The organism is Pediococcus parvulus (assembly GCF_964063155.1).
Classification (GTDB): Bacteria; Bacillota; Bacilli; order Lactobacillales; family Lactobacillaceae; genus Pediococcus; species Pediococcus parvulus.
Genome location: NZ_OZ061292.1, coordinates 987,463 through 1,002,066, shown reverse-complemented (window position 1 = coordinate 1,002,066; position 14,604 = coordinate 987,463). Strand labels below are relative to the sequence as shown.

13 protein-coding genes are annotated in these 14,604 nt (G+C 37.8%); 1 reads left to right on the top strand and 12 read right to left on the bottom strand.

The genetic code is table 11. The annotated features are described in order from the left end of the window. Nucleotides 1–81: 81 nt before the first annotated feature. The 3 genes from AB3217_RS04865 to rpsO form a co-directional block, all read right to left on the bottom strand. Nucleotides 82–1,011: a hypothetical protein gene (locus tag AB3217_RS04865; RefSeq protein WP_057784498.1), complete on the bottom strand. Its 930-nt coding sequence runs from the start codon at nt 1,009–1,011 to the stop codon at nt 82–84. A 59-nt stretch (nt 1,012–1,070) separates the two neighbouring features. Then, complete coding sequence (locus AB3217_RS04860) at nt 1,071–2,786, bottom strand: ribonuclease J (protein ID WP_068805525.1); 1,716 nt, start codon at nt 2,784–2,786, stop codon at nt 1,071–1,073. Between the two features lie 412 nt (nt 2,787–3,198). Beyond that, the gene (gene rpsO / locus AB3217_RS04855) at nt 3,199–3,468 is read right to left on the bottom strand and encodes a 30S ribosomal protein S15 (protein WP_057784500.1); all 270 of its coding nucleotides are present in this window, start codon (nt 3,466–3,468) and stop codon (nt 3,199–3,201) included. A gap of 267 nt (nt 3,469–3,735) precedes the next feature. Between rpsO and rpsT the strand changes: the two genes are divergently transcribed. Continuing rightward, a complete protein-coding gene (gene rpsT, locus AB3217_RS04850; RefSeq protein WP_057784501.1) occupies nt 3,736–3,990 on the top strand; it encodes a 30S ribosomal protein S20 in 255 nt (84 codons plus the stop codon). 59 nt (nt 3,991–4,049) lie between these two features. On the opposite strand, the gene holA is transcribed toward rpsT, so the two are convergent. The 9 genes from holA to AB3217_RS04805 all read right to left on the bottom strand — a co-directional run bounded on the left by holA (nt 4,050) and on the right by AB3217_RS04805 (nt 14,586). Beyond that, the gene (gene holA / locus AB3217_RS04845; RefSeq protein ID WP_147206760.1) at nt 4,050–5,087 is read right to left on the bottom strand and encodes a DNA polymerase III subunit delta; all 1,038 of its coding nucleotides are present in this window, start codon (nt 5,085–5,087) and stop codon (nt 4,050–4,052) included. Continuing rightward, nucleotides 5,065–7,281, bottom strand: a complete 2,217-nt coding sequence (locus AB3217_RS04840) for a DNA internalization-related competence protein ComEC/Rec2 (protein ID WP_367366122.1) — start codon at nt 7,279–7,281, stop codon at nt 5,065–5,067. The genes holA and AB3217_RS04840 overlap by 23 nt, the downstream gene beginning before the upstream one ends. A 58-nt stretch (nt 7,282–7,339) precedes the next feature. Beyond that, nucleotides 7,340–7,822: a ComE operon protein 2 gene (locus AB3217_RS04835; protein WP_057784503.1), complete on the bottom strand. Its 483-nt coding sequence runs from the start codon at nt 7,820–7,822 to the stop codon at nt 7,340–7,342. A 51-nt stretch (nt 7,823–7,873) separates the two neighbouring features. Next, nucleotides 7,874–8,632, bottom strand: coding sequence for a helix-hairpin-helix domain-containing protein (locus tag AB3217_RS04830; RefSeq protein WP_260274542.1), 759 nt, complete (start codon nt 8,630–8,632; stop codon nt 7,874–7,876). Nucleotides 8,633–8,739: 107 nt separating this feature from the next. Further along, on the bottom strand, nt 8,740–9,786 hold the full coding sequence (locus AB3217_RS04825; protein ID WP_367365746.1) for a SepM family pheromone-processing serine protease: 1,047 nt from the start codon (nt 9,784–9,786) through the stop codon (nt 8,740–8,742). 12 nt (nt 9,787–9,798) lie between these two features. Next, nucleotides 9,799–10,275, bottom strand: coding sequence for a pantetheine-phosphate adenylyltransferase (gene coaD / locus AB3217_RS04820; RefSeq protein ID WP_367365745.1), 477 nt, complete (start codon nt 10,273–10,275; stop codon nt 9,799–9,801). After that, nucleotides 10,276–10,836 (bottom strand): 16S rRNA (guanine(966)-N(2))-methyltransferase RsmD, encoded by a 561-nt coding sequence (gene rsmD, locus AB3217_RS04815; RefSeq protein ID WP_367365744.1) that lies wholly within the window; start codon nt 10,834–10,836, stop codon nt 10,276–10,278. An 11-nt stretch (nt 10,837–10,847) separates the two neighbouring features. After that, nucleotides 10,848–11,123 (bottom strand): YlbG family protein, encoded by a 276-nt coding sequence (locus AB3217_RS04810; RefSeq protein ID WP_057784507.1) that lies wholly within the window; start codon nt 11,121–11,123, stop codon nt 10,848–10,850. A gap of 28 nt (nt 11,124–11,151) precedes the next feature. After that, the gene (locus AB3217_RS04805; RefSeq protein ID WP_367365743.1) at nt 11,152–14,586 is read right to left on the bottom strand and encodes a pyruvate carboxylase; all 3,435 of its coding nucleotides are present in this window, start codon (nt 14,584–14,586) and stop codon (nt 11,152–11,154) included. Nucleotides 14,587–14,604: the final 18 nt, after the last annotated feature.

The following is a 14,604-nucleotide window of genomic DNA, read 5'->3' as shown; positions in this document are numbered from 1 at the left end:
AGAGAATCCTTAAACATTATATAAAGAACACTGAAGTTTGTAAACCAATTAAGCCAAAAAAATTGCAATATTTATAGCTTTTTACTTATTTATATCGTTATTTTCCAAAAGTTCAGTCGTATATTTCCGAAACTTTCCCTGCCATTTAGTCATAAAACGCGTATCTTCTGTATCCGGATGCATTCGACCATAGTAGTCATCTAGCCAATAGTTCACCCACTCTTCAGGCTTTTTAAAAACTTGTTTTGCATAAGGATAAACATAACTTAGATAGAGATTTTTATCTTTCGAAATTCCTTCGAGTAAAATTGGATCACTGTCAGCTAATTTTTCTTGTAAAAATTTATTTAATTTTATTTGAACCGGGTTATCCAAAATCCCAGTTAATCGGGTTAAATCGATTTCATGATTTTGTTGGTCTAACCAATAATACTTAATTTTTCCCTTCAATTTTAACGAAACAACATTTTCAAGGACCGTGGCTCGAATCAAAGGATGGACGAAAGGATCCACAAAAATAAACTGCGCCGCTTGAAAATATTCAGTTGCGGGTAATTGCTTTGCTTCTTGCAATGTTGAATTGGCTTCCCTCACTGATAAATCACCCAAATGGTAAAACTTCTTTAATTTTTGATTTAAAGTCACTTTTTGCTGGCGAACTTCGATTTCTTTATTAGTCAAACTCGTCACATAATCGGAAATATTGTCAACATGATCTTGTTTTAAAATTTCCAAAAATTGATGGGCACCTAAAAAGTCCTGGCAAGCTAACAGAAGCGAAAAATAAAGGTTTTGGCCTTTTGAATCATTGGCATAAAAGTCGTAGTAATCATTGGCATATTTTAGGCCTTCCAAATAGTGTTTAGTTTTAAACAAACTCAAAACGAATAAATAGTGTAGTTGCTGATTATTTGCTGTTTCAGAAATAATAGGTTCAATTAGGTTAAGCACTTTATTCCACTGTTCATCCGCAACAGCCCGCTTGATTTTTAATAATTGGTCATCTTGCATGATAAACCTCCACTGAAAAACTGGTAATGTCAATCAACTCAACATTACCAGTTTCTAATTTACTTTTCTTCAACTTTTTTTGATGCCTTACTTGGTGCTTTATGATGATGTTGATTAACTTCCATAATTACTGGAAGAATTACTGGATGACGTTTTGTTTGATCAAACAGATATCGACTAATTTTCTCCCGAATATCCTGTTTCAAATGGCCCCAATCAAATTCCTTGTTATCAAGATTGTTTTGAACCACTTCTGTCACAATCGAAGCACTTTCCTTAAGTAGATCGTGCTCTCCATTGACATAAACAAACCCTCGTGAGGTTACTTTAGGCTGCCCAATAATCAACTTTTTTTTGCGGTCAATCGTCACAACAGCAATAAAAATCCCGTCATCCGACAAAATTTTTCGGTCCCGCAACACAATGTTTCCAATATCACCAACACCGATTCCATCAATCATGGTATCACCAACTTCAATGCCCTGGCCTAAATGCATCTCGCCATTTTTGTACTCCAAAACATCGCCCTTTTGGGTTAAGAAGATGTGATCATCTGCCATGCCTACCTCACGAGCAAGTTGCGCATGTGTATTTAACAAACGATATTCACCTTGAATTGGAATCAAGTAATTTGGCTTCAAAAGATTAATCATTAGTTGTAAATCATTTTTGCTGGCATGACCTGAAGCATTCAAATCATCAGAAATAGCTTTAACTTCACCACCGGCACGATAAATCATGTTCTTTGTTTTAGCAACGGTAGTTTCCATTGCGTGTGACGGGGTCGTAGTAATAAAGACTAAATCACCAGGATCTATATGAATTCCTTTACCAGGATCGCTAGCCATCTTTTGTAAAGCTTTAATAGGTTCTCCCATTTTGCCAGTTTCCAAAACAACAGTGCGTTCTTTGTCTAAACTCTCTAATTTGTTAAATGGCACAATCACATCATCTGCAGGTAAATGTAATTTATTCAACCGTAAAGCAGTATTGACAATTTTTTCTAAATCATGACCTGTAAGGACCACTTTCCGATCAGATTGGGCGGCCGCATCCAGAACTTGTTGAATTCGTAAGATATTAGATGCCACGGAAGCAACTACAATTCGGCCTTCATGATACTTGAACGTTTCCAAGATATAGTTAGCAATATCACGTTCATTGGTTGATGGTTTAGGATTTTCGTCATTTGCCGATTCACTAAGAAGCGCTAATACACCATTCTCACCAATCTGGCCCAAACGTCCAAAATCAGTTGCATAGTCACTTGATGCAGTTTGGTCAAACTTGAAATCACCAGTATAAACAATTTGCCCTTCACTAGTTTTTAAAACAATTCCCAATGATTCCGGAATAGAATGTGTTGTTCTGAAGAACGAAACTGTCACATCCCCAAAATCAATTTCCATTTTTTCATTCACAATATGAAAATCAGTAAACTGTTTTAATTTGGCGTCTTTTTCAACATTGAGTTTGGCTAATGCAATGGTCATTTCTGAACCAAATACTGGAACTGGAAATTGATCCAAAAAGTATGGTAAAGCCCCAATAGCATCTGCATGCCCATGTGTTAAGAACACCCCTACAATTTTGTCACTATGCTTTTCTAGATAAGAAAAATCAGGAATGACCACATCAATTCCCAGTAATTCATTTTCCGGATATTTCAATCCACAGTCTAAAATATAAATTGAATCATTCACCTCAACGGCATACATATTTTTGCCGTTTTCACGTACCCCACTAAATGGGATAATTTTGATACTATTACTCATTCATTCCACCTCAAAAATTTTTAGTTACTTTCATTTTCTGCTTGTTTATCTATCAAATATATGTGAGCTTTAAAACGACACTAGATCAATGTTCGCCACTTAGAAGCTCTCAAATATAAAACTTCGGTTGAATTTTCTGGTCCACAATTCTAAATAGTCCATATTTAGAATTATTTAATCCAAAAATTCTTTTAACCCTACTACAGCACATTTTAATGCGTTATTACAAAATCTATTCTGTCTCGACGTATAAACTGCTTTAAGTTTACCACATTTTAATACGAGAGTTGTGTTCCAAGTATTTGAAAGTTTATAAGTTTTCTTTAAAAGTGAACTAAACCTATTTTTAAGACCGTTATTTAATCGAGAGCACAAAAAAAAGCGGAGACCGAAGTCTTCGCTTTTGAAAATCTTAACGACGTAAACCTAATGATTCAATTAAATCACGGTAACGTTGGATGTCAGTACGACGTAAGTATGCTAATAAATTACGACGATGACCAATTTTCTTCATTAATCCACGTTGTGAATGGAAATCTTTTTTATGAACGCTTAAATGCTTATTAATTTCATTAATATCTGCAGTTAAAACAGCGACCTGAACTTCTGTAGAACCAGTATCGCCATCATGACGCGCATATTTAGTGATGATTTCGTTTTTCTTTGCTTGTGAAATTGCCATTATTTTCACCCCTTTTATTTATTGCCCGAAACTGGGTTAATCGTTGGTGATTCGATAAACCAAGTATGGGTTCGTGCTTAACACACAAGATATATCATACCTAACTTTCACATAAAACACAAGTTTAGTTTCCCTCGTCATGGATAATCTAAGTGTTTTTGCCTATCAAGTAATGTTACTTGACAATTTCTTATTGCATTCAATACTTGTCTTCTGTATAATAACACTTGTTGTAGTATTGATTTCAGATCAGTGGAGGTGAATCAAATGCCAGTTATTAAATCCGCAATGAAGCGAGTAAAAACTAACGAAAAAGCAGCTTTACGTAACCAATCACAAGTAAGTAAGCTACGGACTGCAGTTAAAAAATTCGAATCAGCAGCTGTTAAGGGCTCTGACGACAAACAAGACTTATATCTTACAGCTATCAGTAAACTTGACCAAGCTAAAACAAAGGGCTTAATCAAAGCTAACAAGGCTGCTCGTACAAAGTCACGTTTAACAAAACAACTTGCTAAATAATTTATGAAACGAATAAAAGCCCTGAGGCATCTGTCTCAGGGCTTTTATTATCGAAACTTTTAAGCAATCTTTTGATCAATAAATTGTAGCAAAAACAGTTCAAACAGAAGTTCAGGATCTTTTTGAGTTGATTTTAGCTGTAAATCTAAATCAATCAATCCTGTATATCCCTTTGTAAGATCGGTCATCGAAAAATGCCGACTACTTTGCATTGCCAACTTTACTCGATAAGGATGAACCTTTAAGGTTCCCGCAATATCACCTTGTGAAAAACCCTGATTTTGTAAAATTTTCACTTGTAACAATAATCTGATCTGCCCAACTAAAACGGCGTTAATTCGCAAAGGCTGTTCTTGCTGCGTAATTAAACTTTGATAAATATCGATAGCTTGTTTAGACTTTTTTTGCAAGACTGCATTACTCAAATCAAAAACATTTTGATCAAGACTTTTCGAAACCAAAGCATCTACAGATTCCACCGTAATCTCTTTTTTTCCAATATTATAAAGCATTAATTTTGGTAACTCATTCATCATGGTACTCAGTTTTGAGTCTGTGCGAAATAACAACTGATTCAAAGCCTCTGGTGAAATAGTGTAATTTTTTGTAGTAAGGCGTGTTTTAACCAATTGACTAATTTGACCTTGATTTAAATTACCAATTTGGATGGTTATTGCTTGTTTATTCAGAGTTTTAACAATCTTCTTGCGCCCGTCCAACTTTTCATAAGCGGCAAATATTACTAACACTGTGGAATCAACCGGATGTTCCAAATAAGTTTGCAAACCATCAACATCATGGTTTGGTCCCCCTTTATGTCGTTCTCCAGTTAAAAAATAAGGATCCCTCACAAAAACAACACGCCGTTCACCAAAAAAAGGGGCCGATGTGGCATCATCTAAGGCTGCTCCCAAGGAAGTCGATTCCATATCATAATTGCCAATATTCATTTCCTGCTCTTCTTTTGGAACTAAATTCTGAAAAGCCCGTTGAATTTGTTGTTCCAAATAATCCTCTTGACCCAAAATTAAATAAACCGGATCGGTTTGATCTGCATTCAGTTTTTTAAGTAAGTCAGTGTACTGTATCTTTTTCATAATTCCTCCGTACAAAACGCCAATTTGTAAATCCATGAGAGGTGAAGCGATAACTGATCATTCCCTCATCAATCGTTGATACCGATTGAATCTTTAACTGTTTCAAAGTTTGAAGAGTTTCTGGATTTGGATGACCATAATGATTATTCTTTCCAGCTGAGATAACTCCAATTTTAGCACGAATTTGGCTCAAGTAATCTTTAGCAGATGCTGTTTTGCTTCCATGATGCCCCAGTTTAACAACCGAAGCCTGTAATTGCGGATAACGGGCAATAATATCTCGTTCTCCTGCTTGATCTAAATCTCCCGAAAAAATAAAATTATCATCGCCAAACTTGGCCCATAAAGTCAAAGAGTCATGATTTTCACCTTTACCTTCTACAAACGGATGCACGATTTCAAATGGCAAATTGGCTACCTTTTGATCTGCCAATACTGGTAAGAGCGCTGATTTTTGCAGAAAAGGTTTAACTTTGGACTGAAAACCACGAGAATTTTCCATCCCTTTAGGAATTACCACTTGTTTAACTTTAATGCCAGCCAACAGCACTCCGGCATCCCCAATATGATCTGCATCCTGATGAGACAAACATAGCGTGTTTACTTTTGAAATTCCTAAACTATGTAAATAATCTAGAACTGGTGGGGTATGCTTTTTCTCTGGACCTTTTGCCCATGCCGGTTTCAAGAAACCAACTTTACCTCCAGTATCAATTACTGTCACGGACCGATTGAATGGCATTCTAATTAGGATGCTATCCCCCTGTCCCACATCCACAAAAGTTACCTCACCATGAAGCGGGAAATGAATCCATATGAATCCCATTAAATAACAGCTTAACAAAAGCCAACTAATTCGTCTCTTGTATCTGGGAAATGCAATCCAGGCGAGAGAAATGATTACTAAAACGGCCGTAAATGCTAAAGGAGGTTTTCCAAAAATAATTTGTCCAGGCAACTTACTCAACAAGGTTACCAATTGATGGAATAACTGCAAGCCCACCGTGAACCAGCTACTCAGTTGTGGAATTAACCAAAACGTTGCTGCACTCATGATCACCAATGGCATCACAAAATTTGAAAAAATTGGAATAATCAAAAAGTTCGCAAATGAAGTTAACAGATGCCACTGATAGGTATGAAACAAAATAATTGGTAAACTCACAATATTTAGAACCCAGGCCCGTCTAAACGACGAATAATTGCCAACAAAAATAAGTAAAAATGACAGTAAGTAACTCAACTGACCACCCATACTAAAAATAACATACGGATCAAAGACTAGATTCACCAGCATTGTTATACTCCACACATTCAATTGTGTGTGGCGTCTTTTTAAAGTCGTGCCTAACATGCCTAATTCTGCCATCATAATTGACCGAAAAAGACTCCCCGAGCCACCACCAATAATCAAAAAGGCAGGTAGAAAGCAAATCAGCAAGATACTTGTCGTTTCCTTAGTTACACGTAATCTCAGGAATAACTGGCGCAATAACCAACAAAAATAAAAAACATGTAATCCTGATAGACTAAAAAGATGAAGCAAACCCAGAGTTGTGACACCCTCCATATCTTCATCAAACGCCTCATCTTTGAAACCAATCAGCAAACTTAGCGCATATGTTTGCATTAGTTTAGGCAATTGCTGACAATAAAGTCGCATATTATTTCGCCAAGTATGCAAAAGCCCAAAAATTCCTACAATTGGATTACTTGCCTGAATTGGTTGCCAACTCACTACGGTTGTTTTACTTAATAGATTAGTAATTCCCTTTGAAAAACAATAAGTTCGATAATTAAATTGATTCAAATTTCCTGGTTGATCAATGGTTTGAATTTGCCCGCGAACTAGTATTTTTACTGGTCGCCGAATTTTTTCTAATTGTTGCTTTTCATGCGCTGCTTTTAGATACCCGGAAACTCTCAGTCGATGCCCTTTCTCGTCCACACCAGTAAACTGAAAATAATCTCCCTGGCATTTTAGTTCATCAGGCTGAACTATCAGACTTCCCTGCCAATTGGGCTGACTAGCCATCGTTTGCTGATTCAAAGTCGTACTATGCCACCAAAACAACATGGCAAAAATAAACCCAGCAAAAAACGTCCAATAGATCATCGTTTTGTCGCGTAAAAAGCAGACCCGAATCATCCAATAAACAACTAACAGAGTTAATACCCAAACGTGAGATGTGATTACAGCATCGAGAAGAACGCTTAAAATTGCAATAAAAAACCATGGAAAAGCTTCAAAGCTAGTCTTGATTTAAAATTTTATCCATTGAAACAGCTGCAATTTCTTCATCAGTAAATTCAACGTGCTGCACCTCAATATTCATACGTTTTAAAAGCCCCATTGCGTATGAATCATTGTGATAATTTCGTAAATAATGAATTTTTTTAATGCCTGCCTGTAAAATCATTTTGGTACATTGCAAACATGGAAAGTCAGTCACATAAATTTCGGCACCATCAGTTGCAGCACCAAACTTCGCACATTGTAAAATTGCATTCATTTCGGCGTGGATCGTTCTAACACAGTGCCCATCAACTAGATAACATCCCTCGTCAATACAATGTACATCACCGGAAACCGAACCATTATATCCGCCGGCAATAATGCGCTTGTCACGAACGATGGTGGCACCTACTGAGAGCCGTGTACAGGTGCTTCGCAGCGATAGTAAAACAGCTTGTGTCATAAAATACTGATCCCATGGGATTCTTTTATCACTCATAAAAATGCCTTCCTTCTTTAAGTTAAAGTATACCAAATATTTACCGCTAGGTTACACACTTAATTGTGGCTTTAGGGCTTCAAATGTTTTATCACCAATTCCTTGGACTTCCTTTAATTCATCAATACTTTTGAATTTACCGTGCGCTTCTCGATACTGAATAATTTGATCTGCCTTTTTATCTCCAATGCTGGTCAGCGTTTGTAATTGTTCTTTTGTGGCAGAATTCAAATTAACTGTTCCACCTGTAGATTCACTTCCACCTGTCGTCTCACTTGAAGAGCTACTGTCATTAGATGCACTGGTTGTAGTAGAATCGGACGAAACTGGTGCGGCTACTTCTGCATCCACGGTACCCGTTGCAGCACCTTTAATTTCACCACGAATGGGCACATAAACAACTTGTTGATCCGTTAATCGCTGTGCCAAATTAATATGCTTACGGTCCGCCGTTTTGAGCATCCCACCAGCCAAATTAATCGCATCGTCCACACGCATCGAATTTTTAACTTTAAAAATTCCTGGATGTTTAACTGCGCCTTTAACGTCCACATAAACATATTCACTTGTAGTTTCACTAGTAGTCATTGTAGGACCACTTGCCGTTCCAGAAACGGTGGCAGGTGAACTCGTTTGATTACTAGAACTAAATTGTTCAGACGAATTTTCACCACTATTCATCGTTAATGCATCTGAGTTTGTATTTGAGTTGTGTTTTCCCATCAAAAGAAAGACAATTAACACTACCAAAACACTCCCACCACCTATTAAAATGTATTTTTTATAGTTTTCCCATAATTCTTCAATCACACTCCTCACATCCCTTCACCTATTAAATACGCACATAAAAAGAGATATTTTTAATTATTATCAATTTTCGATAACTTTTTAAAAATATCTCTTGGTGTTCTATAAAACTATTTGGTTTTTTGCAAATACTTTATGGCATTCTCAAAATTCTTTACCGGAACCACTTTCAGCTTCGGATCAATTCGTTTAGCCGTTTTTATTGCCAACTGATAATTAGTCAAATGATTTGGCTCATATTTCTCAACAAGTTTCGTTGGTTTGAGATAAGGCGCAAAGAAAATTGTGGCACCCGCTTTTTTGGCAGCAACAATTTTTTTGTCAATCCCACCAATTTCACCGACTGACCCATCCGTAGCAATTGTGCCAGTTCCGGCAATATTACGACCCTTACGCAGATTCTGATTAGTTAACTGACTATAAATTTGTAATGTAAACATTAATCCTGCAGACGGCCCCTCTGTCCCATGCGCATCAATGGAAACGGGAATCTTAGTTGTCACAGAATTATTGTCTGTTAATCCAATACCAATACCAGGTTTACCAGTGGATAAACGGACTAGCTTACCAGAAGCTGTCTTAGTTTTACCATTATGCTGATAAGTAATTGTGATGGAATTGCCTACGTTATGTGATCTAATCTTCTTCATGGCATCTTCGGCACTAACTAATCGCTGATTATTGACTTTGGTGATGGTGTCACCAACATGCAAAACGTGTTTAAATTGTGAATTTTTCTCAATCTCAAGGATATAGATGCCCTTGAAATGAACCTTCACAGCCTTATCAGCCTTATGATAGGCCACATAAATGGCTTGATTAATTGCACTATTCATATAAAATGTCTGTACTTTATTATACGTGGCATTATCTTGATTACCAGTAATATCACTAACAGATTCGACTTCATAATTGGGCATGATTTTCGCAAACACATACATCGCTGGCGTCCCTTTGATCACCGAAACTGTGGTCATCCGGAAACTTCCCTTTTTGTGATCGCGTTTATGATTCACTTTAACGTACTGACTCAATTGATCCGCCGTTCCGGGACCTTCTACATAAAATGGTAAAGGTAAAAACACGAAAACAAGCGCAACGATCATTGCAACTAGTAATAACCAATATTTTTTGAAAAACTTTCGGATTCGTGCCAAAATGTATCTCCTTTACTTAAATTTATCTTTTAAAGGTTGCACGACATTTGCAGGCACAAAACTGGATACGTCGCCGCCCATTTTGGCAATTTCTTTAATAATACTTGAAGCAACATAAGTATTCCGAGGATTCGCCATTAAAAAGATTGTTTCAACTGCGTGATCGAGTTGATGATTCATCTCTGCAATTTGACGCTCATAGCGATAATCAGCCTCATCCCGCAACCCTCGGACTAACGTGGTTGCCTCTAATTGTTTAAACAAGTCAATGGTAAGCCCCTTAGTCGGGATCACTCGTACGTTGGGCAAATCACTAACAGCATTTTGAATAAGCCGTACTTTTTCTTCAGTACTAAATAATGCTGATTTACTGGTGTTAATTGCGACAGCCACTACCAGTTCGTCAAATAACAAACTTGCCCGTTTAATTATATTAAGGTGCCCATTAGTCAATGGGTCGAAACTCCCCGGAAAAATTGCAACTTTCATCTAATCACCTGTTTCAAATTGATAAATGCTGACTTCCGTGATGCCATAATCTTGTCGTTTCCAAAGCTTAAAGTTGGGCATAGATTCCGGTAATTTTGCAAATTGATCCGTTTCGCAGACCACAATTGCACCGGCATTTAATAATCCTAAACTAACCATTTTTGCCATTTCTTTGACAATCTTCTGGAGTTTATACGGTGGATCCAAAAAGATCAGATCAAATTTTATGTCTTGATCAGCCAGAATTGTTAGTGCTCGATTGGCATCTTGACGCATAATTTCAAATTGATCTTGTGCCTTAGTAACCGCCACATTTTGTTCAATCGTTTGAATGGATTGCCGTTGCTTATCTACTAAAACAGCCTTATCAATCCCTCGCGAAACGGCCTCAATACTCAATCCGCCACTTCCAGCAAACAAGTCCAAGGACCGACCACCATCAAAATAAGGGCCAATCATATTAAACATCGATTCTTTTACTTTATCTGTGGTTGGTCGCGTTTTTACACCAGGAACTGCCTTTAACCGACGACCACCAAAATCTCCAGAAACCACTCGCATTTATCATTCACCTAGTCTTCATTTGTACGTTTAAATTCCGCCGTTTCGTCATCATCAAAGTTCATCTTCAAGTCTGCACGCGGGGAAATTTCAGCGCTTTTAACGCTTGATAATTTGCCAATTGCAACACAAGCTTTTTGGGCCAGTTCACGATCAGTATACAAAACAGCATATTTCATGCTTTTTGAAACGTAATACAAAATGCCAAACTTTTTCAATTGCTTAACTTGTCTTAAATTAGATAAATTAATAATGATACTTTGTCGAGATTGAAGTGTAAATTCCATAATTGCCTCCTATGTGCGTCTCACAAGCCTATTTAAGCTTTTGAGGTGCAATCTCAATCAATAAGTCATTCGTGTCCACAACATCACCAGCAGCTACATAAACATGTTTAATGACACAATCAAACGGAGCTTGAATTGTTGTTTCCATCTTCATAGCTTCCGTAACCAACAGGTTTGTGCCCTTGCCAATTTTATCACCCGCGTGAACACTCACACTCAACACAGAACCACTCATTGTTGCCCCAATTTCATTACTATTTGTGGGTTCAGCCTTACGCTTAGTTGTTGCAGTTTCGTGAATACTTAGATCACGCACCACAATATCTTGTTTACGACCATTAACTTCGTAGTAAAGAGTTCGTTGCCCTTGCTCATCAACTTGGCCAATTTGATTTAACTTAATAATCAGATGGTACCCATGCCGCACTTCAACATTCACGGTTTCTCCTCGACGGATACCCTGAAAGAAGGTTGGCGTATCTAATTTGGTCACCGGCCCGGCCGAATCGATAAATGTATTATAATCATCAAATACTTTTGGATACAAGACAGCACTGATGACTTCTTCGGGGGTAACATCTCGTTGTAACTGTTTAATCAACTTTTTTTCAACTACGGCAAAATCGACTGCTTTGGCTAAACTACCAGGACGAACCGTAGTAGCCGTTTTATTTTTTAAAACCAATTTTTGAAGTTGTTTTGGAAAACCATTAACCGGCTGTCCCAAATTTCCAGCAAAAAAGTCAACAACGGACTTGGGAAAGTCAAGGTGCTCACCTTCAGAAAGGATTTCTTCAGGGCTTAAATCATTTTCAATCATAAACAAAGCCATATCCCCAACGACTTTTGAGCTGGGGGTAACTTTGATAATATCACCGAATAACGTGTTAACCTGGCGATAAGCCTGTTTCACGTCCTCAAAACGGCCTTTTAAGCCAAGTGCTTGGGCTTGTTGTTGCAAATTAGAATACTGTCCCCCTGGCATTTGCGTTTGGTAAATATCAGTTTGGGAACCGGTCATGCCATTCTCAAAATCTTGATAGAACGGCCGAACACCTTTCCAATAACGGTTAATTTCTTCTGCATTTTGAATATTAATTGTGGGTTGCCGGTTGTCACCCGTCATTGCATAGTACAAAGTGCTTAAACTGGGTTGACTGGTGGTCCCGGACATACTGCTGGCAGCAACATCCACAATATCCACACCAGCCTTTGCAGCACTCAAATAAGTTGCAATACCATTGCCCGTTGTATCATGGGTATGCAAATGAATCGGAATTGAAATATTATCTTTAAGTACATTAATCAGTCGATAAGCCGCTGCCGGTTTCAAAACACCAGCCATATCCTTAATCGCCAAGATTTGGGCACCAGCTTGTTCAAGCTCTTTAGCTAGATTCTTGTAATACTCAAGCGTGTAAGTCTTTTGACCTGCATCCAAAATATCACCTGTATAGCACATTGTTGCTTCGGCAATTTTACCGGTATCACGAACTGCTTGAATACTGGTTTCTAATTGTGGCACCCAGTTCAAACTGTCAAAAATTCGAAAAACATCGATGCCATTTTTAGCTGCTAATCTGATAAATTCCTGAATAACATTGTCGGGATAATTTTGATACCCAACAGCATTGCTCCCACGAAAAAGCATTTGTAGTAACGTATGTGGCATCTTTTTGCGTAGCTCACTTAACCGTACCCAAGGATCTTCGTGTAAGAAACGGTACGCCACGTCAAACGTTGCACCGCCCCATGCTTCGGCGGAAAACAATTGTGGCAATCCTTGATCGATTTTACCTGCAATTGGCAACATATCATGGGTACGCATTCGGGTTGCAAATAAACTTTGATGGGCGTCTCGCAAAGTGGTATCTGTCAACAATAATTGTGATTGATTGCTAATCCATTCTTGTAATCCAGACACACCTTGAGTCACTAATATATCTTTTGCAGTTTGCTCTTTTTGAGGAATAATTTGTAACTTTTCTAAGGCTTCTGGGTAATATTTTTTCTCGTGACTTGGTACCCCATCAGTACCATTAACTGTGATCTTACTCATGTAAGTTAATAATTTATTGGTCGGGTTAGCATCATTTTGAACTGTAAAAAGCTCTGGCGTTTCGTCAATAAAGGTCGTTGTGGCCTCTCCTGATTGAAATACCGGATGACTAATTACATTCTTCAAAAAGCCTATATTAGTGTGAATACCGCTAATCATAAATTCGTTTAATACTCGTAACATTTTCTTGGCAGTATTTTTAAAATTACTGTCATGCACGCAAACTTTTACCAACAAAGAATCAAAAAATGGTGTGATAACAGCTCCCGTATAAGCATTGCCGACATCCAAACGGACCCCATTACCACCTGGAGAACGATAGGTTTCAATAGTTCCTGTGTCTGGCATAAAGTTTTTTGAAGGATCTTCAGTTGTAATTCGACACTGAATTGCAGCTCCTTGATAAGTTAAATCTTTTTGTTGTGGAAAATGTAAATCTGTAAATAAATTTTTACCTTGTGCAATTAAAATTTGTGATTGCACAATATCACGATCCGTAATTAATTCAGTAACGGTATGCTCAACTTGCACTCGGGGGTTAACTTCCACAAAGTAAAATTGGTTTTTTTCTACCAAGAACTCAACCGTAGCAGCATTCACATAATGTACTGATTGCATTAAGCGCACGGCAGCATCACAAATCCGTTTTCGTAAATCAATAGGCAGAGTTACACTAGGGGCGATTTCAACCACCTTTTGATTACGTCGCTGCACAGAACAATCCCGCTCAAACAAATGTAAAACATTGCCAAATGAATCCGCTAGTATCTGGACTTCAATATGTTTAGGCGATTTTAAATATTTTTCCAAGTATAATTCATCACTACCAAATGATTGCATAGCTTCACTTTTAGCACGATCATAGCTTTCTTTTAATTGTGATTCTTTTTGAACAATTCGCATCCCACGGCCGCCACCGCCCATTGCCGCTTTTAGCATGATGGGATAACCATGTTTGTCCGCAAAAGCCTTCACCTGCGCAAAACTAGTGACTGGATCTTTGGTCCCCGGAATTGTTGCAATCCCAGCCTTGTTGGCAACGGCTTTAGCTTCCAGTTTGTCACCAAACATATGTAGATGAGCCACTTTTGGTCCAATAAAGGTGATACCCTCTTCTTCACAACGTTTGGCAAACTGCTCATTTTCGGACAAGAAACCATAGCCTGGGTGGATCGCATCCACGCTATTTTCTTTAGCAATTCGAATGATATCTTCAATATCTAAATAAGCTTCAACTGGTTTTTTACCAGCACCAACTAAATAAGCTTCATCTGCCTTAAAACGATGAACTGACAGTGCGTCTTCTTTAGCAAAAATAGCAACTGTTTGTAAGGAAAGCTCCTTGCAAGCCCGAAAAATTCGTGTGGCAATCTCGCCACGATTTGCGACTAATACTTTTTTCACAAATACCCCTCCAAACTC

Excerpts from the sequence above, each read along its gene's own strand:
- AB3217_RS04865 (WP_057784498.1), bottom strand. The coding sequence starts at position 1,011 with ATGCAAGATGACCAATTATTAAAAATCAAGCGGGCTGTTGCGGATGAA.
- AB3217_RS04860 (WP_068805525.1), bottom strand. The coding sequence starts at position 2,786 with ATGAGTAATAGTATCAAAATTATCCCATTTAGTGGGGTACGTGAAAAC.
- rpsO (WP_057784500.1), bottom strand. The coding sequence starts at position 3,468 with ATGGCAATTTCACAAGCAAAGAAAAACGAAATCATCACTAAATATGCG.
- rpsT (WP_057784501.1), top strand. The coding sequence starts at position 3,736 with ATGCCAGTTATTAAATCCGCAATGAAGCGAGTAAAAACTAACGAAAAA.
- holA (WP_147206760.1), bottom strand. The coding sequence starts at position 5,087 with ATGAAAAAGATACAGTACACTGACTTACTTAAAAAACTGAATGCAGAT.
- AB3217_RS04835 (WP_057784503.1), bottom strand. The coding sequence starts at position 7,822 with ATGAGTGATAAAAGAATCCCATGGGATCAGTATTTTATGACACAAGCT.
- coaD (WP_367365745.1), bottom strand. The coding sequence starts at position 10,275 with ATGAAAGTTGCAATTTTTCCGGGGAGTTTCGACCCATTGACTAATGGG.
- rsmD (WP_367365744.1), bottom strand. The coding sequence starts at position 10,836 with ATGCGAGTGGTTTCTGGAGATTTTGGTGGTCGTCGGTTAAAGGCAGTT.
- AB3217_RS04810 (WP_057784507.1), bottom strand. The coding sequence starts at position 11,123 with ATGGAATTTACACTTCAATCTCGACAAAGTATCATTATTAATTTATCT.